The sequence below is a fragment of the Vibrio splendidus 12E03 genome (assembly GCF_000272105.2).
GTDB classification, from domain to species: domain Bacteria; phylum Pseudomonadota; class Gammaproteobacteria; order Enterobacterales; family Vibrionaceae; genus Vibrio; species Vibrio splendidus_I.
The window spans coordinates 69,004-93,549 of sequence record NZ_AJZD02000174.1; the positions used below are offsets into that span (position 1 = coordinate 69,004).

General features: G+C 41.6%; 17 protein-coding genes. 10 read left to right on the forward strand and 7 right to left on the reverse strand.

Features of this window, described 5'->3' with window-relative positions; all coding sequences use genetic code 11:
- Nucleotides 1-382 precede the first annotated feature (382 nt).
- Together A142_RS12145 and A142_RS12150 are read left to right on the forward strand one after the other, a co-directional pair.
- Nucleotides 383-1,075: an N-acetyltransferase gene (locus tag A142_RS12145; RefSeq protein WP_019823934.1), complete on the forward strand. Its 693-nt coding sequence runs from the start codon at nucleotides 383-385 to the stop codon at nucleotides 1,073-1,075.
- A gap of 132 nt (nucleotides 1,076-1,207) precedes the next feature.
- The gene (locus A142_RS12150; protein ID WP_019823936.1) at nucleotides 1,208-1,789 is read left to right on the forward strand and encodes a recombinase family protein; all 582 of its coding nucleotides are present in this window, start codon (nucleotides 1,208-1,210) and stop codon (nucleotides 1,787-1,789) included.
- A gap of 822 nt (nucleotides 1,790-2,611) precedes the next feature.
- Here A142_RS12150 and A142_RS12155 read toward each other — a convergent pair.
- The 7 genes from A142_RS12155 to A142_RS12185 form a co-directional block, all read right to left on the reverse strand.
- Nucleotides 2,612-3,388: a M48 family metallopeptidase gene (locus tag A142_RS12155; protein ID WP_019823938.1), complete on the reverse strand. Its 777-nt coding sequence runs from the start codon at nucleotides 3,386-3,388 to the stop codon at nucleotides 2,612-2,614.
- The gene (locus A142_RS12160) at nucleotides 3,388-6,672 is read right to left on the reverse strand and encodes a type I restriction endonuclease subunit R (protein WP_019823941.1); all 3,285 of its coding nucleotides are present in this window, start codon (nucleotides 6,670-6,672) and stop codon (nucleotides 3,388-3,390) included. The genes A142_RS12155 and A142_RS12160 overlap by 1 nt, the downstream gene beginning before the upstream one ends.
- Nucleotides 6,672-7,313: a hypothetical protein gene (locus A142_RS12165; protein ID WP_019823943.1), complete on the reverse strand. Its 642-nt coding sequence runs from the start codon at nucleotides 7,311-7,313 to the stop codon at nucleotides 6,672-6,674. The genes A142_RS12160 and A142_RS12165 overlap by 1 nt, the downstream gene beginning before the upstream one ends.
- On the reverse strand, nucleotides 7,297-8,634 hold the full coding sequence (locus A142_RS12170; RefSeq protein ID WP_019823945.1) for an AAA family ATPase: 1,338 nt from the start codon (nucleotides 8,632-8,634) through the stop codon (nucleotides 7,297-7,299). The genes A142_RS12165 and A142_RS12170 overlap by 17 nt, the downstream gene beginning before the upstream one ends.
- A gap of 80 nt (nucleotides 8,635-8,714) precedes the next feature.
- Nucleotides 8,715-9,995 carry a restriction endonuclease subunit S gene (locus tag A142_RS12175; RefSeq protein WP_019823946.1) on the reverse strand — a complete coding sequence of 427 codons (1,281 nt, stop codon included), beginning with the start codon at nucleotides 9,993-9,995 and terminating at the stop codon, nucleotides 8,715-8,717.
- Nucleotides 9,985-11,502, reverse strand: coding sequence for a type I restriction-modification system subunit M (locus A142_RS12180; RefSeq protein WP_019823948.1), 1,518 nt, complete (start codon nucleotides 11,500-11,502; stop codon nucleotides 9,985-9,987). The genes A142_RS12175 and A142_RS12180 overlap by 11 nt, the downstream gene beginning before the upstream one ends.
- Before the next feature lie 6 nt (nucleotides 11,503-11,508).
- Entirely contained in the window at nucleotides 11,509-12,108 is a 600-nt protein-coding gene (locus A142_RS12185; RefSeq protein ID WP_019823950.1) for a restriction endonuclease subunit S, read from the reverse strand.
- 153 nt (nucleotides 12,109-12,261) lie between these two features.
- On the opposite strand from A142_RS12185, the gene A142_RS12190 reads away from it, so the two are divergent.
- From A142_RS12190 to A142_RS12225, 8 genes are all read left to right on the forward strand, one after another.
- A complete protein-coding gene (locus A142_RS12190) occupies nucleotides 12,262-13,020 on the forward strand; it encodes a PD-(D/E)XK nuclease superfamily protein (RefSeq protein WP_019823952.1) in 759 nt (252 codons plus the stop codon).
- A gap of 13 nt (nucleotides 13,021-13,033) precedes the next feature.
- Nucleotides 13,034-13,372, forward strand: coding sequence for a hypothetical protein (locus tag A142_RS12195; protein ID WP_019823954.1), 339 nt, complete (start codon nucleotides 13,034-13,036; stop codon nucleotides 13,370-13,372).
- Between the two features lie 1,168 nt (nucleotides 13,373-14,540).
- Nucleotides 14,541-15,830, forward strand: a complete 1,290-nt coding sequence (locus A142_RS12200; protein WP_019823956.1) for a site-specific integrase — start codon at nucleotides 14,541-14,543, stop codon at nucleotides 15,828-15,830.
- 244 nt (nucleotides 15,831-16,074) lie between these two features.
- Nucleotides 16,075-17,319, forward strand: a complete 1,245-nt coding sequence (locus tag A142_RS12205) for a site-specific integrase (RefSeq protein ID WP_019823958.1) — start codon at nucleotides 16,075-16,077, stop codon at nucleotides 17,317-17,319.
- A gap of 119 nt (nucleotides 17,320-17,438) precedes the next feature.
- The gene (locus A142_RS12210; protein ID WP_139137175.1) at nucleotides 17,439-18,464 is read left to right on the forward strand and encodes an AAA family ATPase; all 1,026 of its coding nucleotides are present in this window, start codon (nucleotides 17,439-17,441) and stop codon (nucleotides 18,462-18,464) included.
- A 284-nt stretch (nucleotides 18,465-18,748) separates the two neighbouring features.
- Nucleotides 18,749-20,293: a type I restriction-modification system subunit M gene (locus tag A142_RS12215; RefSeq protein WP_019823960.1), complete on the forward strand. Its 1,545-nt coding sequence runs from the start codon at nucleotides 18,749-18,751 to the stop codon at nucleotides 20,291-20,293.
- Between the two features lie 12 nt (nucleotides 20,294-20,305).
- Nucleotides 20,306-21,562, forward strand: coding sequence for a restriction endonuclease subunit S (locus tag A142_RS12220; RefSeq protein ID WP_019823962.1), 1,257 nt, complete (start codon nucleotides 20,306-20,308; stop codon nucleotides 21,560-21,562).
- 36 nt (nucleotides 21,563-21,598) lie between these two features.
- Nucleotides 21,599-24,538 carry a type I restriction endonuclease subunit R gene (locus A142_RS12225; RefSeq protein WP_019823964.1) on the forward strand — a complete coding sequence of 980 codons (2,940 nt, stop codon included), beginning with the start codon at nucleotides 21,599-21,601 and terminating at the stop codon, nucleotides 24,536-24,538.
- Nucleotides 24,539-24,546: the final 8 nt, after the last annotated feature.

The following is a 24,546-nucleotide window of genomic DNA, read 5'->3' on the forward strand; positions in this document are numbered from 1 at the left end:
AAAAAAAGAACTTCCACAGTTCAGCACCGAGCGAAAATTCACTCCTTACACAAGTTATATAAATTTATAATTGTTATGATCGTTATAATAGTTATACCACATTTTTAATCATATTTAAATTGAAACTTAGATTTAAACTTCAACAAAATCAAGATTAACAAATTTTAATACTAAAAAATTTTAGAATGTCAGGCTGAACTATCATTTAAATTAGTCGCACTACCAGAGTGCGGGACACTTAGAAAACAACTCCTCCTCACACACCCCAACCATCGTACTTATTATAACTTAAATAATTGATTTTAAAGAATATATTGTCAAAATCCTGAATGCATACTATAACATTCATAGTTTGAGGTTTAGTAATTATATGGGGTTAAAAATGAACGCTGTCCGCGACGCTGCTAAAGAAATCGCAAAGCTCTATAATGAGTCCAAAACTTATCCTGAACAGGCTTTTTGTCTTAAGTTCGATTTTCTTGAGCTAGAAATCAGAGCACCTAATACCTTCCCTCCTCTTATTGCAAACGCTATCTATAAACTGAGAAAAAAGAAGCGCTCTGCGCAAAGTTTCACTGAATGGCAAAATATCCTGAGATCTTGTCCTGCGATTGGGTTGATTTATTTGCACCCCGATTATCGACGTAAAGGTTTTTTTAAATATCTCGTATCGGAATTATTGCAGTTAGAAAATGTTCAATTTGTCTGCGTCAACAATGTTAATAGCGATGTGTTAACTCATTACTTGCAGAGAAACGCAAATTGGAGATATACGTTCCCGATGCTGGACAACTCTCAACTGAAGAGGCTCACTTCATATTGTCAACAGAAGCCCGCCGCAAAACAATCCGTTCTAGATGTATTTAATGACTATATCGATACTCATGGAATCTACACAGATAGTGCGGCTTATGAAAAGCAAATGTTTATTAGCATGCTCAAAGATGAAACAACAGATAGCAACAATACGCATTCAACCAACCAATACGAAAATAATGACAGTGGTATATCAAATCAGAAACTCCACTTTCTGACGGTAATGAATAATTACTACACTGATGCCGACCCTTTCTAACTGAAGTGGCATCAAAAAACATCCGTTTATCGATACCCTGCAAATTCTGACCATTCGGTATCACAAAAATAGCTTTTTCATTTATGATACCAATGCTATAGTGATACTAGAATTTATGATACTAGAAAAGCTATGACAGGACGAATTTTTGCATACTGCCGTGTATCTACCACGGAACAAACTACAGACAATCAAATATTGGCTATACGTCAAGCTGGGCACAATGTAATTAACTCTCGCGTAATTAGCGAAACAGTCTCAGGCAGTACAAAAGCAACTGACCGTGAGCAGTTTTCTAATCTTCTCAAACACAAGCTGGAAATAGGCGACACGTTAGTCGTACTAAAACTCGATCGCCTTGGTCGAGATAATATAGATGTACAACAAACGATAGAACTTCTCTCGAAAAACGGAATCCGAATTATCTGCCTAGATTTACCAGTTGCAGACCTAAGCTCACCTGAAGGTAAACTTATGCTGCAAATGTTTTCCGCATTCGCAGAATTCGAAAGAAATAGAATCAGAGAGCGTACGCAGGAAGGACTAGCGAGAGCGAAACTTGAAGGTAAGAAGCTTGGTCGCCCTCAAGCGAAGGCAACAACACACAAAGTTCAAGGGTGCAAATCTCTTGGTATGTCACAAAGCAAAACAGCAATTCATCTGCACCTTGGAATAGCTACAGTTAAGCGCCATTGGAACAAATCAGGCGAATAATGGATATAACCAGTTTGACAGAGAAAAGGCTTTATATGAGCTCGCTAACTGTGTATCACTTGGAGCAAAATATCTCTTATGTGCTTGAAGAAGAGTTACGTATGCAATTAAGAAAAGTCACGGAGAACTCTTAGACTCTATTACAAAATAAAAGAGTAGAAGCTCGCTTGTTCGCATGACATGCGGGTAATCGATGATAATCTAATGTGAGTTGCCCAGTGACAAGAGCGAGATAATTGATAGGAACACTCCCATAGTAGGATACCCTACTTTTCAGAATAACATTAAAACTAGAGATCTAGTTTTCGGTTGTGAACCTTAAAGGAACCAGTGATACCACTTGTTATAAAGCAGAGCGATATGATAGAAGTTTTGCCATGGTAGAATTGGGGGCCGTATTAAAATTAGAGTCCTAATTTTCACTTATCAGCCTAAACCTATTATATAAGCAAAAACGCCCTCTATAATGAGGGCGTTTTCTATCCAAATTACCTTTTTATACGCTTTTCGCGGTCGCTCTACTTTTAAACTTCTCCCGAAATATCTATATAAATAGACAGCAGCGCGGGTGGAAGGGCTTTTTCAATTCGACTAATCCTTCTCTTATCTGGGTCTCATTTTAGACTAAGTTACACTTATAGACAATCTAGACATCCAGAGAAAGTAACAATGACATCAGTCCTAATAACTAATGGATAAAACCTTGTAACAAGCATCAGCTACTGAAAAACCTTCCAAGCAGAATCAGTTTTACCCAGCTACTACATGTCAACCAATTCCTTATCACTACTGTATCTAAGTGGAAGCTAACATTTGTAAAAACTACTCATTCAAATACAACTCAGCCATACCATCCAGTTTGCTTTTTACTTCCTTCCAATGCGGCATTACGCTGGTTAACAAGCGCCAGAAACGCTCACTGTGGTTGTGCTCAGCGATATGGCAAAGCTCATGTAGAATCACATAATCAATACACTCTTTTGGTGCTTTGATTAAGTGAGGGTTGAGCATCAAGTTACCTTTTGCTGAACAGCTACCCCACTGCTTCGCCATGGGAAGAACACGAAAGCTGGGTATGCCTTCAACCCATGTTGCTTGTGGAAGCAGCTTTGCCAGGCGCTCATGAAAGACACGTTCAGCACGAACTTTGTACCAGTTCCTTACCAAGGCTCGAACCATAGCCGTCTTGTCATCATTAAAACGAGTTAAGGTTACCGAGAGCTTACCTCGATTCATTTTTACCGAAGGTAAAGCCTCAATGTCTTCCACAACTTTGAGTACATATCTGCGCCCTAGGTAAAACTGCATTTCACCGCTGACATAATGCTTGGGCTGAACATACTCTAAGTGAGCACGAAACTCTTTGAGTGCGTCATATATCCATTTAGCACGTTTCATTACCGCTTCATGAATATCTCCACGTTCGGTATCTTCTGGTGCGGTAATTGCCACTTCACAGTTAGGATGAACTTTGATGGTTATCTTTCGCTTTTGGCCTTCCGTGAGCGGCTTGCGAACGACTTCGTAGGTAACAGCCTCATCACCATAGATGAAGCTGTATTCCTCTTTATTACCTTCATTTGAACTTACCGAAGTCATTAATGATGACCTGCCACACCCAGACGAGTGATTTGGATAATATCGGTAATAATTACCTTAGCTGTGTCCATTCCGACAGCCTTAAACAGCACAGGTAATAACTTGCGACGAATATGGTTTTCGATCTCTTGTGGGTTAATTGAAAATTCAGCCACAGATGCCGTCACCACTTCATCGATTTGCATTGCATAATCGAAGCGTTCATCTTCACTTAGAGCATTGTTATCGGCTAGGTTTTTCAGGAATAACCCGTAGTAAGCTTGGACGTGACGTTTGATTTTTGGGTCAAGTTCAGAGAAGCGGTCGGTAGGCATACCTTCGACATTTCGCTCTTTAACTTGCTCTTCAAAATCAGCAAACAACAAGTATTGCTTCACTGGGGCATCAAACATCTCTTTAGCTTGTTCAATGGCTTGTTTTAGCAATTTAGAAAAGTATTCTTGAGCATATGGGTCATCAGCAAGCTCCTGATCTATCATCTTAGTGACACGACCAGTGATAGCATCTTTTTTGTTACGAGCTTCATCGTCAGTCATCTCTTCAGGTTTGACATCTTTACCCATGTTACCAACTAAGTAGACGCCTTGAGACTCTTGGATCTCTACACCGCCAATATGCTTATCCAGCATGGTGCGAATGTTTTCAGCATACTCATCGTAGTCAACGGTTTCTTCCGCATCTTCACGGACTTGGCGACGTAACTCAGACATCGATTTCAACGTCTTTTTGTACAGCTCACGCTTATCATCAAAACTCTTATCTTCAAAATATGTAGCTGATTGCAAAGCTACTTTCAGGCAGTTAGCAAACGTTGTGAGTGATGCATAAAAGTCCTCACGTTTTTTCAAATTGGTGTCGGTAAGCTGACCATCAATCGTGTCAATCTTGGGTGCTAGTACTTGACGAAGCGCTTGACCATCTTGCTTGTTCTGTACACCTTCAAACGTTGCCCACAGGTCACTATAGAAACCTGGTAGCTTCTTATATTCAGTGTCCATGCGGCTATAGAGACCTTTCAGGTCATCAATATCAAATCCGCCTTTGATACGCTCTTCCAGCTCTTGATAGCTGGCAATCGACGCATCCAACTCTTTCAAGATGCCGCGATAATCAATCAAGTAACCAAATTGTTTTTTCTGATGGAGACGGTTTACACGAGCAATCGCCTGAATCAAGTTGTGTTGTTTCATCGGCTTATCGATGTAAAGCACGGTATTCTTGGGTTCATCAAAACCTGTAAGCAGTTTATCCACCACTATCATGATGTCAGGGCCGTCATCTTTACCAAACTCATCAATGATGTGCTGGGTATAGGCTTTTTCATCTTGACCAAAGTCAGAATTAAGGACGTTTTCCTTCCACCAGTTTTGCACTATGTCTTTGCTTTCACCATCGACAGTATCGTGGCCTTCACGAGTATCAGGCGCAGACATTGCGACAACGGAAGTCACTTTACCTATTTGGTCTAAAAGCTTCTTATATTGAATAGCAGAGGCTTTTGAGTCACAAGCAAGTTGACCTTTTAAGCCTTGGCGTTTGAAGTTTTGAAAGTGATCGGAAATATCATGGGCGATGAGTTCCAATCGACCTTCGGTTTGATAGATTTGACCTTTCTGAGCAAACTTTTTCTTCAAGTCTGTTCGCTGTTTTTCAGACAGCTTATCGGTGATACGGTCAAACCACGCATCAATAGCTTTGTCATTAGTGCTGAGATCAGGAATGCGCTCTTCGTACAATAGAGGTGTTACCGTTTTATCTTCTACAGCTTGTTGCATCGTATACGAGTGGATGATCTTACCGAATTTATTTTCAGTCTTGTCATCTTGTAGCAATGGAGTCCCCGTAAAGCCAATGTAAGCGGCTTTCGGCAGGGCTTGTTGCATTCGAATGTTGTTCTCACCGTTTTGACTACGGTGGCCTTCATCAACTAACACGATAATATCAGGGCTATTGTTGTAGCACTCTGGTAGCTCTATAGCTGTACCGAATTTGTTGATGATGGAGAAGATAATACGCTCGTTACCTTTACCGATTTGTTCAGCTAAACGGCGACCTGTCGTCGCCATAGCCGATTTTTTATCTTTATCCGATAATGCACCGCCTGAAGCGAAAGTACGGGCAAGTTGATCTTCAAGGTCAACACGGTCAGTCACTACAACGACACGGCATTTGGCTAACTCTTTAAGCCAAATAAGGGCTTTGGATAAGAAGACCATAGTGAACGACTTACCTGAGCCTGTTGTATGCCAGATCACGCCACCGTTACGTGCGCCCTGCTCATCAAAAGATGTGACACGTTCTATTAATGCTTTAATGCCGAAGACTTGCTGATAACGAGCGACAATTTTACCAGCCTTTTTATCAAACAAAGTAAAAAGCTGAGTCATCTCCAATAGGCGGTCATGACGTAAGAGTGAGACTAATAAGCGGTCTTGGTCGGTCACCATTAAATCGCCACCCGCGATGAGTGACAGGTACTCATCACGCACTTTGGCTGAGCGGTGGTTGAAGATAAGGTCGAGTTTATCTTGTGCTAATGGAGTGTTCTTCAAACGTGCAAACGTCGGTTCGGTGATCTCTTCTTCTTTCCATTTCGCCCAGAATTTTTCAGGCGTTCCGCAGGTAGCGTATAGACCTTCGTGACCATTCACAGAGACCAATAGTTGGCTATAAGCGAACAGATGAGGGATCTCATCTACCTTTTGGTTACGGATGTTCTGCGAGATACCTTCCGATACAGTTGGTTTCCCTTCAGAAGAGGAATCAGGGCGTTTCGCTTCTATCACTACCCAAGGAAGGCCATTTACAAAACACACTACATCAGGAATACGCTTGCCTGTCCCATAAGCATTTTCAACTTCAAGCTCTTCGGTGAAGTGGTATTGATTGTTTTTTGGGGTTTTCCAATCAATGATGTCGATGGTTGGGTTGGCTTTCTTTCCATCAACAAACTCAGTCACACTAATGCCGTAGGTAAGTGCGTTATACAGTTTCTCATTAGCCGCTTTTAAGCCTTCATTCATAGCTGGGTTAGCCAGCTCATGAATAATTTTATCGATAGCGGCTTCTGACAGTTTGTGCTCTGCTCCCATGAAGGTGTAAGTTTTGTGTTTGAGCACATCACGCAATATACCAGGAAGAATAACCACTGATTGGCTTCCACGTTTAGCCAAACATTCATTGGGTGGGATAAAGGTGTAGCCTAGATTACTCAGTAGCGTCAGTGCAGGGATCTTAGCACTCTGCTCTTCTCGGAAGTTAGGTACGTTATTGGAATTATTCATTATGCAATCCATTGCTTTAGCACATTTACGACGACAGGCGAGAAAGCTTCTAGCTTGCCATCGGCTGGAGTAGACAAATCGTCAATCATCATTTCGATTATTTCATCATCTTCCAGTTCAGGATCTGCATCAGGGTCAATGCTGTATTGCCAAAGTAGAGAGTGAACGGCAGCTTTACGCTTTGCAATAAGCGATTTATTATTGCTATCTCTATCACCCAGATTTAGAACCCTGATAGTTTCAATAGCATCAGGGCTTTTACCTGAAACACGACCACTGAGTTTAAAGACTAAGTCAGTCTCACATTCATCCATAAACGGGGTGAGTGGCAGAGCTTGAGATTTATGTGAATCACCGCATTGGTTCAATGTGTTACAGCTAGCAATGATATTGCTGAAATCCAAAGTTCGATTTTGATTAAGGTCTTGTGCTTCAACATGCTCATTATGGCAATCGCCATCACCAGATAAAGCCTGACAACAATGACCACATAAGAAATGTTGTTCCACGAGTGCTTCCATGCGGATTGCTTGACGAACACCTCCATCTTTAAGCTGTGGATATCGCTTATTCGGATTGGCTCGCTTCCAATCCGTCAATTGTTGCGGCTCATACCCTGCTCGTTTAGTTATCTTTCGCAATTCTTAGCTCCTTCTTACGAAGCAATAGTTTTGCTTTAGATAGTTCTAAGTTACCCGCTGGCAAGTCGGCTTGTAAGTCCGCTAGTAGTTGTTTTGCCGTCTTGATATTTGAATCATGGATAGCATCAAGCAAATCCCCGATTTGCGCATTCACTTCAGCATTTCGAACATCAGTATCCATGATATCGAGAAGAACAGAGTTAGCATCTTGACCATACAGATCAGGCACAGGTGTCGCTTTCTCTGGGTTATCCAACAAGCTCACATGAATGCCTTTGCTATCACTGATCACTAATGGCGAGTGAGTGGTAACGATAAACTGAATCTTTGGGAAAGCTCGTTTTAAGCTTTCAAGGATTGTCCGCTGCCACTGAGGGTGTAAGTGCATATCGACTTCATCAATAAGCACAATGCCGTGGCTATCCTGTACAGCATGAGTTCCCATGTGAGGGTTGAGTTGAATTGCTCTTCGAGCAATATCTGCAATCATGCCTATCATATTGCGCACGCCATCACTGAGCAGTGAAATCGGCACATTACCTTGTTCTTTGTGCGTAGCAACTACTTGCTTTGCAGTGGCTGAGTAATGAACATTCGACCAGCCAGAAGGCTCAAGAATAATATTGAGTGCTTTCTGTAATGAAGTTAAACGGTCAGCATGTATGTTCCCTTTTACAAGGTTCCCAGACATTCTTTGTTCTTGCTGCTGCATCCCACGTTCGAAGCTTGCCATCGTCTCTTGGTGAAGCCAACTAGCAAATGTTCTGTAGCTACTTGCGGGTTTATCCCAATCTCGATAACCCTCTAATCGGCTTGTTTTAGATAGCTTTGGTGACTCACTTGATGGATCAAAACTTTGATTCCATAGTCGCTCAGTACCGTAAACCGCAATAACTGGAAGTGTTGGGTGAGCGCCATCTTGTACGATTTTTTGTAAACGCTTTGCAACGTTGATCAACTCTGAAACTTTAGTTCCAGTACTCTTTAGCGTATTACGAGAACGAGACCATTCAGAAGGAAAGTCATCAACGTAGTCATTATATGCCTGAGCTGAAACTTGAACAGGGAATTGATATTCCATGGTAAAACCTTGGTCTTGAGAACCAATTTTACCAAGGTGAATATCATTATCTCGAATAGCTCGGTCTGTGCTTGTACCAAAGCCACTCAGGAACTGGCCATAAGCAACAGAAATTGCATCTAGCAGTGAGGTTTTACCGTAACCATTAAGACCAACCAATACATTAATGCCAGGCTGAAAATCGCACTCAAACCGTTTGAAGCCACGGAAGTTTTCTAAAGTTAGTGTTTTTAATTTCATGTCATTATGAACCCGTTAAATTTATCCCTTACTCGAAACCAAAGTTGTTAATCCCCTCTCATGGAGAGGGGAACCCTCGATTAAGCGGCTTCAACCTCATCGATTTTCACTCGGCGCTTACCCGTCAACAACTGCTGCATCAATGCCTTTTTCTCTTGTTTGAAGTGCGCAAGTTTAGCTTTCAACACTTCGATTTCTTTATCGGCAGCCGTGAGGACTGAAGCTATTTTTTGTTGTTCTTGCAGAGGAGGTAAGCAAAAGTGAGCTTTATTTATGCCTCCAATCGATAAACCAAATCTTGTTGCCCCTGTAGCTAATGTGAAGAAGTAATATCTTGTTTTAGGCATGGAAAACAAATAGTTGATAAATGCGCCATCAGCTTGCTGCTTCTCCGTTCTGACAATAGCCAAGTGGTAGCCACAAACGACCCCGTTTAAGTCCTCACTAACTAAGGCTGGGACGGCTATATCTCCAGGTGTTTCTGAGTCTTTGGTTATAATCACATCATCAACTTCAAGCGTAAACTTATCTATTTCTGACTGCTTGGCTGTAGCCTTCATAAAAGTAAGTTTTTGGGTGATGTTGGTGTTGTAGTAAACGTCTGTGTAATTACACAGTTCTACAGGTATTTCACCTTCAACCGTTTTTTTATCAACAGGACTTACAATCACTTTCGAAAAGTCATTTAAGTACCTATCTTCCCACTCCCCCTCAAACGCGTTACCCGTTTCAGGATTGACCAAACGCTTCTTACCCGTCAAAAGCTGTTGCATCAGAGCTTTTTTCTGCTGCTTACTGGTTTCAATCAAATTCTCTGTGGTGGCAATCGCTTTGTCCCATGTTGAGAGAATTTTGGCGATTTTGCGTTGTTCGTCGTATGAAGGAAGTGCTATTTTTAGTTTCTTAAAGTAGGGTAGACCAATCGTTTTAATCGTAGAACCAACGGCTTGTCGTTCAAACTCGTGTTTATTAAGTTGCAGCCAGTTATACAAAAACCAGTTATGGGTTTTCTTATTAAAATCACATTTCCAAGCAATAAAATGCTGACTAACTGCCATAGGTTCTGCCATTACACCACTCTTACCTATACCAGCATCACGAGACAGGACGACGGTTCCAGCAGGATGTATTTGCGCTGAGGAGTTTTCAGTACCCAGTTGGGATATTTCTTTGTCTGTGTCTTTCACTAACCCTTTATCTAAGCGGAAGCTATCAGCTAATGATATCCACTTAATTCCTCCGTTCCAGTATTCTGGAAAGGACTTGCTGGGTGTATGACCACTACATCTCTCAGCGTAATTATCTAGTAATCCATAAGACCAACCTTTTGGAATCTGAGATGGATTTAAATCACGCGCCATAACCCAACTCCTTCAAGTAATCTGTCATTTCAACTTCAAGGTTGGCTAGCTCACTCTGCAATGCCAAACGTTCACTACGTACCGCAACTAAATCAATCTCGTCTTCTTCCTCAAAAGTATCAACATAGCGAGGGATATTTAGGTTGTAATCGTTCTCGGCAATCTCTTCTAGCGAAGCTAGGTATGAGTATTTGTCTGTAGTTTCACGTGCTTTATAGGTATCAACAATCTTCTGAATGTTCTCAGGCGTAAGCTGGTTCTGGTTCTTACCAGACTTAAACTCGCGAGACGCATCAATAAACAGCACCTTATTATCATCCTTCTGTTTTTTGAACAAAAGAATTGCCGCAGGGATGCCAGTACCAAAGAACAGCTTTTCAGGCAGACCGATTACGGCATCTAGCAGGTTTTCATCAATAAGCTGCTTACGAATTTTACCTTCACTTGAAGCGCGGAATAGCACACCGTGAGGCACAACTACCCCCATTCTTCCTGAATGCGGCTTTAGCGTTTCAATCATGTGCGAGATAAACGCATAGTCACCTTTGGTTTTAGGTGGAATACCACGACGGAAGCGGGCAAAGTGATCATTACCTGCGTCTTCAAAGCCCCATTTATCAAGAGAGAATGGAGGGTTAGCGGTTACTACATCAAAGTGCAATAGGCCGCCTTCTTTGTCTTGTAGCTTAGGGTTACGGATGGTATCGCCCCACTCAATACGGTGGTTATCTTCACCGTGCAGGAACATGTTCATTTTCGCCAGTGACCATGTTGAGCCAATCGCTTCTTGACCAAACAGAGCATACTGCTTTGAGCCTGCAAAGTTGTTCTGTACTTGCTTACCACACTTCATCAATAGTGAGCCTGAGCCACATGCAGGGTCACAAATGCTATCGCCTTGTTGTGGCTCTAGGATGATAGAAAGTAGATCAGACACCTCTGGTGGGGTATAAAATTCACCCGCCGATTTGCCGCTGCCAGCAGCGAAGTGTTTGATGAGGTACTCGTAAGCGTTACCAATCACATCTAGCGAACCAACGCGGCTTGGGCGTAGGTTTAAGGTCTCTTTACCGAAGTCTTCTAGTAGATGGCGCAGAATGTCGTTTTTCTGCTTTTCGTCACCTAGTTTATCGGTGTTGAAGCTAATGTCTTGGAAGACATTCTTTAGCTTAGTGCCGTTAGCTTCTTCAATAGCATGGAGAGCTTGGTCGATACGAGAACCATTACCAGGCTCATGGCGAGCTTCGTACAAATCCCAGAATGTTGAACCTACAGGGATTTTGAAAGACTGGCTTTCCATCATTTCTGAGATCAGTTCAGGGATGTCACCATACTCTTCTTTCAGTTCATCGTACTTGTCTTGGTGAACATCAGAGATGTATTTAAGGAACAAAGTAGTAAGGATGAAGTCTTTGTAGATAGACGGATCAACCGTACCTCGGAAGGTGTCACATGCTCCCCATACCGCTTTGTTGATGTCATCTTGATTTATTTTAGTGTGTGGCATGATTTCCTAGCCCTTAAATTGTTCAGAATTCTGGATTAAGTCAGTAGCTATAGCATTAAGCTGCTGCTGACGATTATTTATAAGTTTATAAAGCAATGCGTTTTCTTTAATGCTTGCTGCATAGAGCTTGGCAATAGTGTTCTGTTTTTCTATATCTGGTATCGCTAGCTCAACATCGGCCAATACTGGTTTTCTAATGTTTGTTTGTGTGCTGCCTTCAGCACTCTTTCTAAAGTACTGCTGCACAGGCTTTTGATTGAGCTGCCAAGCCAAGAACATTGGGGCTATTTTATCGCGTTGCGATGACTTGATACGGATCTGAAACAGGCTAGGAGAACTAATCACGTTTTCTAGTTGGTCAGGAACGTAGGCTGCATAGGTTCTCATTCCCTTAGCAATGAACAGAACATCGCCTTGTTCAAGCCACATAGGCTGCTTCTTACCTGTTAATTCCGTTCTCACCAACTCGGTGCTTTGCAACTCACCTAGGTCACTGATGTCTTTTGCTTGCACTACTTGGACGGAAGCATTTGGGTCATGTTTGATTGACCCGCGAAATGGGTAGCCAGCATGAATATCCGCTACCTCTGATAGTCGTAGTCTCATTCCAACACCTCAAATTTTAACTTGCACCCATTGTGGTTACTTTAAGCAAATACGTCAAGAAAAAATGCAGGAATAAAAAACTGCAAATTTTAAGTTGACTAAATTTCAAACCGATCATAAGATTATTTGCAGTAAATGAATGGAGCAAAAATCATGAGCAGACAAAAAGCGGTACAAAATGGTAAAGCATTTGAGTCAAAGATCTTTGCAGTACTTAAGCAAATCCCAGGCGTAAATGTGATTAAAGATATTCCTTATCCATCTATCTACAGTGCTTATTCAACCAAGCACAAAACCAAGATGGAGTTCAGAGCGGAGAATATATCTCTGACATTTGAAACCTTGGATTTCCAAGGTAACAAAATCACCAAAACTCGCTTGTTCAACACATTGAACATTGAGTGTAAGTATCAGGAAGACTCGGGGACGACAGATGAAAAGTACCCACTGGTCTATGAGAACGCACTGATCAGTGATGCTGAAGCCACTCTATTTGTTTACGAAGATCCGTTGAAGAACATTAAGCGTGGTGCGTTGGAGTTTATGTACGACAAGGCACTGAACTCAGGTGAGCGATTAATAGTGATGGACTTTGATAGCTTCCTTGCGAATGTGAATAAGCAATATGCATTGGAGCTTGTTGCGGCAAGGTTTGAGCAAGGTTCTGAGCTATTTCAAGCTAATCACCCTGGGCTGAAAATGCTGGATTCATACTCTCGAAAGCGCTTCAACCAAGCGATGAGAAAGAATGAACAGTGTGGAGAGTTCTTTGACGAGTACCTAGATTGCCAACGTGATTTCCACAATTTTATCGCAAGGCATGGGGTACAAAGCCGTGATTACCTGCCGTATTTAAACAATTTAAGAACCTTACGAGCAGGGATCACTGAATGTTTACCAAACTTAAATTAAGGAGATTTAATCTATGACTGTAACTGAGAAACTATTGGCTGCTCTACTAGAGCGTGGTGTCTTTGATAACGAAGAGCAGAAAGTGTCAGGCATTGCTAAATTAGCTATTGAGAAGAGTTTCGATAGCCTGAGCCATGCTCAGAAGTATGTTCTATCACCATGGCTGTCGCAGCACTGTACAGGATCAACTGACCCTGGTGGTCATCATAATGGTTGTTGTGTGGAGTTAGATGGTGATGAACTGCTCGAAGCTATCGAATTGGCAGATGACACCGAGTGTTTACAGTGTGATAGCTGCCGTAATGATGATTCGTATTACGCACATCAGTACGACAAACTAATGGCTGAGTAGCCTACGCTGTTCCGTTGGCATAAGCCGTCATTTTTCGATGGCTTGCCTTCGGCAAAAGAAGGCGATAATTGCTGTTATGAACTGTTTATGTTGATAGTAAAGAGCGTCATCAATAGTTGATTTGGTATTTAGCTTAAATGGACATTGAGCCTTGTTAGATTATCAATGGTGCTAGATGGGGTTTGCTAACAGAAAATCAAAAACCAGATCTGGTTTTCATTAAGTGCATCCACACAAATCAATATGAGTGGCAGTAGTAAACAGTAGCATTTTCATTTTAACCCTAAGTTTTAGCCCAGATATAGACAGGAAAACTGAGGAATAAACTGACTCTAACCTTTATATGACCATGTAGCTTCCTGAGTTTCCATAATAACTAAAAGCCAGCACGGACGAGCAACGACTAATAATTTAATCTGACGTTTTTCCTAAACGAGCCCGTTAATCTGACGTTTTTCCCAAACGAGCCCGTTAATCTGACGTTTTTCCAAATGAGCAATTGCTCTGATGCACTTCAACAAAAGCTAAATTCATCCAAAATTGGCAAAGACGTAACCACAAGGCTTGTGCTATTGCGTTTCACGGCAAGGGCTAGTGAAAAACGCAGATATAACTTTAAGCAGCGCCGCTTTTTGCTTTCAAGCAAAATGACCTATCTATACAGAAATAGTCATCACGTTGACTAGCCTATTACAATCCCCCCTGGCAGGATAATTGTTACTTTTGACTAAAAAACAGTCTAATTCTTAATTTTATACGTTAGTTTTAAGAATTCTTAAAGCCATTAAGAATGGATAAGAAACTTGAAAATCACTCTTCAATCAAAGCTCGTGATTTAATTAATTTAAGAACTATTGGACGCCAGTTCAACTCCCAAAATAGGAACTGAACCACTAACTAATTCCCAACTAAAAGAACCACTATTCACCTAAAAAAAGCATTGAAATAGGTACTAACATGGTACAAGATATGGGTACTAAAAGCTGATTTTCAAACCAAAACCACACACTTCAACCTGTTGATTTTGATGAAAAAACAAGGACGACGGGTTCACTTCCCGCCAGCTCCACCAAACGTTTGGAAAGGGCGGTAAGTCACTGATTTACCGCCATTTTTGTATCTAAAACTTCGATATTAGGCTGTTTGTACTACGTTTTGGTACTAAAGCATGCGCTATTTATCTATCTCCAAATCTGGCATTTGGCAGTTCCGATATCAGATCCCCTCTGAACATCGACACCTATTCAATGGACTTCGTGAAGTCAAACGTTCACTGAAAACATCAAACAAAGATAAGGCGATTCTCTTAGCATTAGAACTAGAGATAGAAGTTCGTCGCACCATTTCATCTCCAACTACCACCGCCAATTCAAGGCAAGTAAAACCTGTTCACCATAAAAAACAGCATCTATCAGCACAACCGAAACAAACAAAGGTACTTCTCCCAGAAAAGCTGCTAGAGCGTTTTTGCCTCTATAAGGCTCAACATATATCGCCAAAAGCCGTTGAAATGCTGAAAGCGAAGTGTCAAACCGTTCTTGATTTGCTTGGGAAATCCGATCTTCCTGAGATTCGCAGACGTGATGCTGAAGATGCAGTGCAGCTATTACGACAATACCCCGTCAACATGAAGAAACGGCCTCAGTTCAGAGGATTAACAGCAAAAGAAGCTATTGAACTCAATAACAGTCTCAAAATGCCTACACTCAGTGAAGAATCAGTAAAAGACTATTGTCAGAAGACATCGGGATTCTTTGAGTGGTGCCACTTGAACGAATTCACTGACATCAACCCATTTAAGGCAATCCGCTTTCGCAAACAGCGTAGAGACAGTGAAGCAAAAAACGCATACACAAAAACAGACTTACAGAAAATCTTTCGTACCGAGATTCATACTAAGCGACAGTTCAGACACGCCTACTATTATTGGCTCCCTCTCTTAGCTTACTTTACAGGTGCTAGACAAAATGAGCTTTGCCAGCTATACAAAGCAGACATTTACCAACTGGAGGGAATCTGGGTTATTCAAATCGATGGCAGGTATAAGGGGCAGAAACTCAAAAACTTAACAAGCCGTCGAATTATACCAATTCACCAACAGTTACTAGAACTCGGTTTCATTGAGTACCTTCATTCCGTTAAACACGACAGAGTATTCCCTGAGCTGAAGGATTCAAGGGACGGCTTTGGTAGTGCTGCTTCTAAATGGTATGCCCGGTTTAAAACCAAGCTCGGTTTTGGAAAAGGCCATGACTTTCATTCCTTCCGTCATACCGTTGCCACGCAGTTCAAACGCAAACAGGTTTCTCATGTTGCCGCAGGTGCGATCTTGGGACATACCTTGAATAACATCACGTACGATCGCTACGGAAAAGAACTCGACCTAAGTCAACTTAAAGAGGTTATTGACTTAATCGAAACAGAAACAGTAGCAAAGTTGGTTAATAAAACGACGTAAACCTAAGAAATTTCAACAAATAATATTTTTTCCAAATTTCGGGCGTGAATTCACGCCCAAAGTTTTTTACAGAGTCTATGTAAAACACACACTTGCAACAGGATAATAAGAAAGATAATTATTGATTTTTAAAAACACTTAAAAATCAACAACTTAAACACACTTGTTAACCTATTTACAGCTTACACCCCTTCACTTTACATTAATTGGAGAAACATTAATTAAGTAAATTTAAGGATAAGCAATGTCTTTAACGACTTCATCTTCGGCTAGTGATGCTTCACATCAAGTAATCCACAACTACAACATCATGACCAATTCAGGAACTGAATCGGTAACATTCGAGCGTCCAACTCGCAAAACTCAAAGGGTGGTGAAACGTAAGACATGCTTTGAGATTCTGGATGAATACACTAAATACCGTCTTAAACTCAAAAAATCAAAGCCTAAAAACATCCATCAAGATAGTAGTATCATCAAGATTATTCTCCATTTTATGGGGTTTCTAGATCTCAATGAGCTTGATCGCTTAGGCGCAGAACAAATTGCCCACGCCTATTGCTATAGACCTAAAAACCCCAAAAAGTATCAGGAGTTTAGTGGGTTAGATGGTTTTGATCTAATCGCAAAAAACGAATCTCTATTAGAGCCAAAAGCCTATATTTCACTAGCTACTGCTAAAGGGCACTTCCAAAAAATGTCGACCTTTTTGAGCTGGGCAAAGGCTCGAGGTTATGTTTCTGATAATGTTTTTTACAAGCTAGCGACTAAAAGGGTCAGTAAGGAGAAAAAGCGCTTTCCTTTCACAGAGAAGCACTTACTCGATATTTTTTCAATGCCTGACTACACGAACCATCAGTACCTACATCCGTATTACTACTGGATTCCTCTGTTATTGAGGTATACAGGGGCAAGACTCAATGAACTGTGCCAGATTCAAGTCGAAGACATCGTTATTGTTGACGGATTCTATTGCATCATCATTCGTGAAATTTCAACAGATCAGAGCGTAAAAACAGGTGTAACTAGACTTGTTCCTTTGCATGATGAGCTGCTAAGGAAAGGCTTTATTGAGTTTGTTAATTCGAAAAAGATTGGTCAGGTATTTTCTGAGCTAACACCTACTAGTGGGTACTTTTCACACAATGCCTCAAAGTGGTTTTCTCGCCGTCGTGAAAAGCTCGGTATCCAAGCAGGAGAAGGGTTTACTGCTCACTCATTCCGTCATAATTTTGTGAATGAACTGAAACAAAATTTAGTCTCGAAGGAACTTGTAGAATCTATTGTTGGGCATGAAAACGCAGAAAAACTAGCCAAAGTATCAAACGAACTGGTTAAGTCTGTCGTTGGCCTCGAACACAATTCAGAGTCATTTGACACATATAGCTATCAATACAACCCAGCCATACTCGCACCTATTGTGAATATGATCGATACATCACATACAGCTTCTGTACTTCCTTACGCACAAAAGAAAGTAGCCGCTTAACTCTTAATTTAAATCCTCAATTACGCCTCCCCAGATAACAGGGGAGGCGTCTTCACAAATAGACAAATTGAAGCCACTTTATGACCAAAATGAAAATCAATCATAATCAAACAAACACGATGAAATTGCTTACTACTTTTTCTATTAACGAAGACCTAGCACAAATCAAACAAGAAGTAGCTGAAAGCTCCTTTGTTTTTGATCGCTTCGTCCTCAAGGGGCAATCAAACATCCTGTTCGCACCACCGAATGCAGGTAAAACACTACTAATCATCCATCACCTAAAGCAAGCCCATTGCGCTGGTCACCTCCATGGCTTATCTGTCTTCTACGTCAATGCTGATGACTCTCAGAATGGTATCATTGAGAAAACCGAAATCTTAGCCAGTATTGGGGTTCACTCGCTCGTTCCCGGCTACAACGGCTTCAAATCGCATTCACTACTTGGTGTTTTGGATGGATTGGCTGCTGATAATGACGCAAAGAATGTCGTTATCATTGTCGATACACTGAAAAAGTTTGCCGATACCATGGATAAAAAGAACATGCGTACATTTGGTATCAAAGTGAGCGAATTCATTCTCAAAGGTGGCACATTTATCGGCCTAGGCCATACCAACAAAAATCGAGATATGAATAACAATCTTGTCTACTCTGGAACATCAGATCTCATGGAAGATGTCGATTGTATCTACATGATGGACATTGAAGATGAAAAAATGGATCACTCTGGACAACAAACGAAGTACATCAAACTCACTAACCAAAAGCTCCGAGGTAATAACGCATTAGAACTCACTTACGCCTATGATAAGTCTGAGAGTATGTCTTACATTGACATGGTTAACTCTGTCTACAGTGTCGACTCTGATACCTACTCTAAAGAGAAGTTTTTACGTGACGAAGAGAGCAAGTTCAATCACTTTATCAATCAGTATCAAGATGCCGTTTCACTCATTACAAAACTATTATGCAGTACAGAAACAGACAAAACCGAGCTAAGGGACTATTTAGTCAAACATACCGACTACGGTCGTGACAAGTGCATTGAAATCATTGATAAACTTTCAGGTAAGCTCATTGATTTTAAGATGGGTGGCAAAACTGGGCGGAAAAAAGTCTACTCTCTTATCACCAAAGCCTAACTTTAGTATCCGTTGATTCCGTTTTTTACGTTTATTCAATAAACTGAAAGAACGGAATGTCCTAGAGCTTGAGCCAGCGATAAAGGCTGGCTCACCTTCTCCTCCAAAATACCATTCCTTTCCCCCTTCTAACCCCTTACTCCAAACAACCTCTCACTGCTACTTATAACTCTCTGTCCCAAAAAGTTTTCACGCTGTGATTATGCAAGGCGATAAAAGACAAAAACCTAGATTTTGGGTAAGATATTGGCAATTAACATCATAACCAAACCCATAGGCACATAATGGTTCAACAACACCAACAAGAACTTCAAAAACAGCTCTGGAACATCGCCAACACACTACGTGGCAATATGTCGGCAGACGACTTCCGTGACTACATTCTGGGGCTTATCTTCTACAAGTATCTCTCAGACAAGCTAAACCGCTACGGTGATGAGCTACTTGCAGAAGATGGCATTACCTTTGTTGGTGCTGCTGATGATAAAGAGCTGCTCAATGACCTTCGTGAAGAGTGTGTCGAGAACCTTGGCTACTTTATTGCGCCTAAACAGCTTTTCTCAAGCCTAGCGGAGCGAGGCAAGAAACAAGAGTTCATTATCGATGAGCTTGAACGCACTCTCGCTGACATTGAACAATCCACCACAGCGGCGGATTCTGCTGACGACTTCAACGGTTTGTTTGAAGAGTTAGACCTTAACTCAAGCAAGTTAGGTAAAAACCCAGACGCACGAAACAAGCTAATCAGTCAGGTTTTGGTTCACCTCGATAACATCGATTTTCACCTAGAAAATACCGAGATTGATTTGCTGGGTGATGCTTATGAATACCTTATCGGTCAATTTGCCTCTGGTGCGGGTAAAAAGGCAGGAGAGTTCTACACCCCGCAACAGGTCAGCAAGATCCTCGCTAAGCTTGTTAGCCTAGATGGGAATGTGAAATCGGTATATGACCCTACTTGTGGTTCAGGCTCATTACTACTGCGTGTTGCTCGTGAAGTAGGTAGCCACAACCTTGAGTTTTGTGGTCAGGAGCAAAACCCAAGCACTTATAACCTAGCTCGTATGAACATGCTGATGCACGGTGTGCGTTACGATAAGTTTGATATAAAAAACGATGACACCCTAGAGCACCCAATGCACCTAGAGCAACGTTTTGATGCGGTAGTAGCGAACCCTCCGTTTTCTGCCAAATGGAGTGCTAACGAACTGCACCTAAACAGTGAGCGCTTCGCCGATTACGGCAAGCTTGCTCCTAAATCGAAAGCTGATTTCGCTTTTGTGCTTCACATGATCCACCAATTGAATGAAACGGGCACACTAGCGGTGGTTGTCCCTCACGGCATCTTATTCCGTGGTGCGGCAGAAGGACATATCCGTAAGCACCTTATAGAGAAAAAGAACTACCTAGATGCTGTGATTGGCTTACCTGCGGGTATCTTCTTCGGTACAGGAATTCCAACTTGTATATTGGTATTCAAAAAAAACCGTAAAAACGATGACAACGTGCTGTTTATCGATGCATCTAACCACTTCGAAAAAGGCAAAGCGCAAAACTTTATGCGCAATGAAGACGTTGAGCGCATTGTTGAAGCCTACAGCAATCGTGAATCTATCGATAAGTTTGCTCATGTTGCCAAGTTGTCTGAGATTGAAGAGAACGACTACAACCTTAATATCCCTCGATATGTGGATACCTTTGAAGAGGAAGATCCGGTTGATCTAGATGCTGTGGCGTCTGACCTTGCCGAGCTAGAAACGAAGATGCACTCAGTGGATGCAGATATTGCTGACTTTTGCTCCCAGCTCAACATTAAAGCACCGTTCTAAGGTAGGTATGTTATGACAGAACAGATGAATGTTCCGACGTTAAGGTTCGGTGAGTTCGACGGAGAATGGATAAATAATATTTTTAATGATATATCCTCCATTACTCGATTAGCTGGATATGAATATTCAACTTACTGGGAAGAAGACCCTAACCAAGAAATTATAGCTTTACGAGGTTATAACGTAGGCTCTAACAAGCTGGTTTTAAGAGACCTTAGTTATATCTCAGACAAACTATCAAAGCAGCTTAATCGTTCAAGACTTTCTAAAGGTGACATTGTTTACCCTTGTGTTGGGACTATCGGTAACTCAGTTGTTATTGAAGAGGATGACAAATATCACATACAACAGAACATAGCCAAAATTACGTGTGACAATAATACATCCCCGTATTTTGTTAGTCAGTTCTTGTCTAGTTTTTGGGGGATGAGAGAAGTATATAGATTTAATGCAACTTCAAGCCAACCAAATGTACTTGTTGGTAGTTTACGAAATTTCAAAATATCACTCCCTCAACTGTTAGAACAACAAAAAATCGTCTCGTTCTTGTCAAAGGTCGATGAGAAGATTTCACTACTCACAGAGAAAAAAGACAAGCTCATCGAGTGCAAAAAAGGTGTGATGCAGCAGTTGTTTAACGGTAAGTGGGAAGAGCAAGATGGTCAGCTAAACTTTATCCCACCGACACTACGCTTTAAAGCGGATGAAGGTAGTGACTTTCCTGATTGGAAGAAAAGTACATTGGGAGACATCGGTAAAGTTAAAATGTGCAAACGCATCATGGCAAACCAAACATCAGAGAATGGGGACATCCCATTTTTCAAAATAGGCACGTTTGGTAGAGAGCCAGATGCATTCATATCGCAAGAGCTATATGACGAATATCGTCACAAATTCTCATTTCCAAATGTTGGTGATATTTTGATGTCGGCATCTGGTACTCTCGGTAGAACGGTTGTTTATGATGGTAGCCCTGCATACTTTCAGGACTCCAATATTGTCTGGATAGAGAATGACGGCAGCTATACAACTAACGAGTTCCTTTTTTACGTATATCAGATAGTTAAGTATCAGTCTGAAGGTGGAACGATACAAAGGCTTTATAACAACATCATTATGAGTGCTGTGTTCGACAACCCATCACTTAAAGAACAGAAAAAGATCGTGAAGTTTTTATCCGCAATCGACCAGAAGATCGACCTTGCCAATTTAGAGCTTGAGAAAGCTAAAGAGTGGAAGAAGGGATTATTACAGCAAATGTTCGTGTAGTTAGAGTCGTCAGTTGGATTTATAAAAAGAAGAATTATGAGCACACAATCAGAAGCACAACTTGAAAAAGAGCTAATCGATCAGCTTGTCGCAACCGATTTCAAACCTGTCGATATTGGTAATGCAGAGGCACTAAAAGCGAACCTCAAAGCTCAGCTTGAGAAAGCCAATGGCGTAACGCTAACCGAGCGTGAATTTGAAAGTGTGCTCATCAAGCTAGAAAAGGGCAATATCTTCGACAAATCCAAACGCTTGAAAGGCAGGGTTGATGTCACTCGTGAAGACGGCAAAACTGATTATCTGACTTTATTGTTTGATGATGCCAGCAAGAACCACTTCCAAGTCACCAACCAAATCACCATTCAAGGGACGTACGAAAATCGCTACGACGTTACCATCTTAGTGAATGGCTTACCTCTGATTCAAATTGAACTAAAACGTCGAGGCATTGAACTAGCGGAAGCATTCAATCAGATTAAGCGTTACGACAAACATACCTATGGTGCGCAAGGTGGGCTGTTCAACTATGTACAGTTGTTTGTTATATCGAACGGCGTAAACACCAAATATTTCTCTAATAATCGTGATCTTTCGTTTAAGCAGACTTTCCACTGGACGGATGTTGAAAACAACAAGATTAACTCGCTGCCTCAGTTTGCGGATTCTTTCTTAAATCAACCGCACCTGACTAAGATGTTGAGCCGCTACATCGTACAGAACGAATCAGGTAAGTTTTTGATGGTGCTGCGCCCCTACCAATTCTATGCGGTAGAAGCGATCGTTAATCAGGTTAAGACCAACAATAATCACGGTTACATTTGGCACACCACTGGCAGTGGCAAGACGCTGACCAGCTTCAAAACCGCTCAGATCCTCTCTACGCTTGAAGATGTGGATAGAGTGGTATTCGTGGTCGACCGTAAAGATCTCGATTACCAAACCGCAAAAGAGTTTGATGCGTTTTTAAGAGGCAGTGTCGACAGCACAGGTGACACTAAAAGCCTTCTGAATCAGTTCCTTGGTTCACGACCTGTACCGAAGAAAGCGCTAAACACGAAAGATAGTAGTGCCAACGATGGTGAAGAACTGCCACAAGTCGCAGAGTATGCGCCTATCTACAGTAATAAAGTTAATCGGATCAACAAGCTAACCATCACCACGATTCAAAAACTTAATAACCTGATCACCAAACCTCGCTTTAAAGGACAGGTTGAGCACTTACGCCAAGAGCGTGTGGTCTTCATCTTTGATGAATGCCACCGCAGCCAATTTGGCGAAACGCACCAAAACATCGTCGACTTCTTCGAAAAAGCACAGCTATTTGGTTTTACGGGGACACCTATCTTTGCCGACAATGCGACCGCTAAAAAAGTCGAAGGTAAAGGCAAAGGCACACAGAAGCGAACTACAAAAGATCTGTTTGGTGAACGCCTTCATAGCTATGTGATTGTTGATGCCATCAAAGATGACAACGTGCTTCCATTTGCTATTGAGTATTACGGCAAGCTAAAACATAAAAATGACAGCATGGATGTCGACGTAAGCAGTATCGATGTCGCCGAGTTCTTTAGCTCTCCAAAGCGCATTAAACAAGTGTGTGAGCACATCATCGGTATCCACGGTCATAAGACCAAACGCAAGTTTAACGCCATGCTGTGTGTGGCAAGTGTGCCTGATCTCATCACCTACTACGACACATTCAAAGCCCTTAAAGAAGAGGGCAAACATAAGCTCAATATCGGCACCATCTTTAGCTACGGTGTAAATGAGGAAGAAGAGTTCGAAGGTGAGGTCAATGTCAAAGGCTTAGCGGAAGCCAACGCCAAAGTTCATAGCCGAGACAAGCTAGATGCTTACATCGAAGACTATAACCGACAGTTTGGTACGAGCTACTCAACCCAAGATACCGACAGTTTCTACAACTACTACAAGGATCTATCGAATCGCACGAAGAACGGTGAAGTGGATATCTTGCTAGTGGTGAATATGTTCCTTACAGGTTTTGATGCCCCCGGCTTAAACACCATCTATGTCGATAAAAACCTTAAATATCATGGTTTGGTGCAAGCTTTCTCCCGCACCAACCGCTTAAATGGCACAGTGAAGTCGCATGGTAATGTTATGTGTTACCGCAACCTTAAGCCACAAGCGGACGAAGCATTTACCCTGTTCTCAAATAAACAGCCAATCGAGTTTATTGAAGTTCCAGACCTTAACGGCTTGACCGAGGACTTTGCTAAAGCACTTGAAGCGTTGAAAGCAATTGCTCCTGACGTGCAAAGTGTCGATGACTTGCCTGACGAAGACATGCAAGCAGGCTTTATTAAGCAGTTCCGCATCTTGATGCGGTTAAAGAACCAACTTGAGACATATAGCGATTTCGACATTGAAACGCTTGGTATGTCTGAGCAAGAATTCGTTGACTACGCCTCTAAATACAGCGATTTAGCCCGTGAACTCAAGAAAGGGCCTACTGATAAAGAATCTATCTTAGCGGACATCGATTTTGAGCTAGAGCTACTTCAGAGGGATGAAGTTAACGTTGGCTACATTCGTCACCTCTTAATGACAATGTTCGAAGAGTCTTGTGATGAAGCCAGAGAGAAGAAGCGCCAAGTTATCGCTAACTTACTGGCGACTGAACCTACTTTGTATAGCAAACGTTCTCTCATTGAAGATTTTATTGAGAAGAGTATGCAAGGCTTAGTGCAAGGTGCTGAGTTTGATGAGTACATCGAAGAGCGGAAGCAAAAAGAGCTAAGCCAGATAGCAGAAGAAGAGAAGTTGGACACCGATAAGTTCAGCGAAATGGTGACAAACATCGAGAACGGTATGAATGTAGACAGCTTGAAGTCAGATGATATCGCCCAGCTAACAACTGAGAAGATGACCTTCAGAACACGCCGCACGATCCTTCCTCGTATTGCTGAGAAGCTCAAAGGTTTTGCTGAAACTTTTATCGTCGGTTTCCATTAACAAAGCAA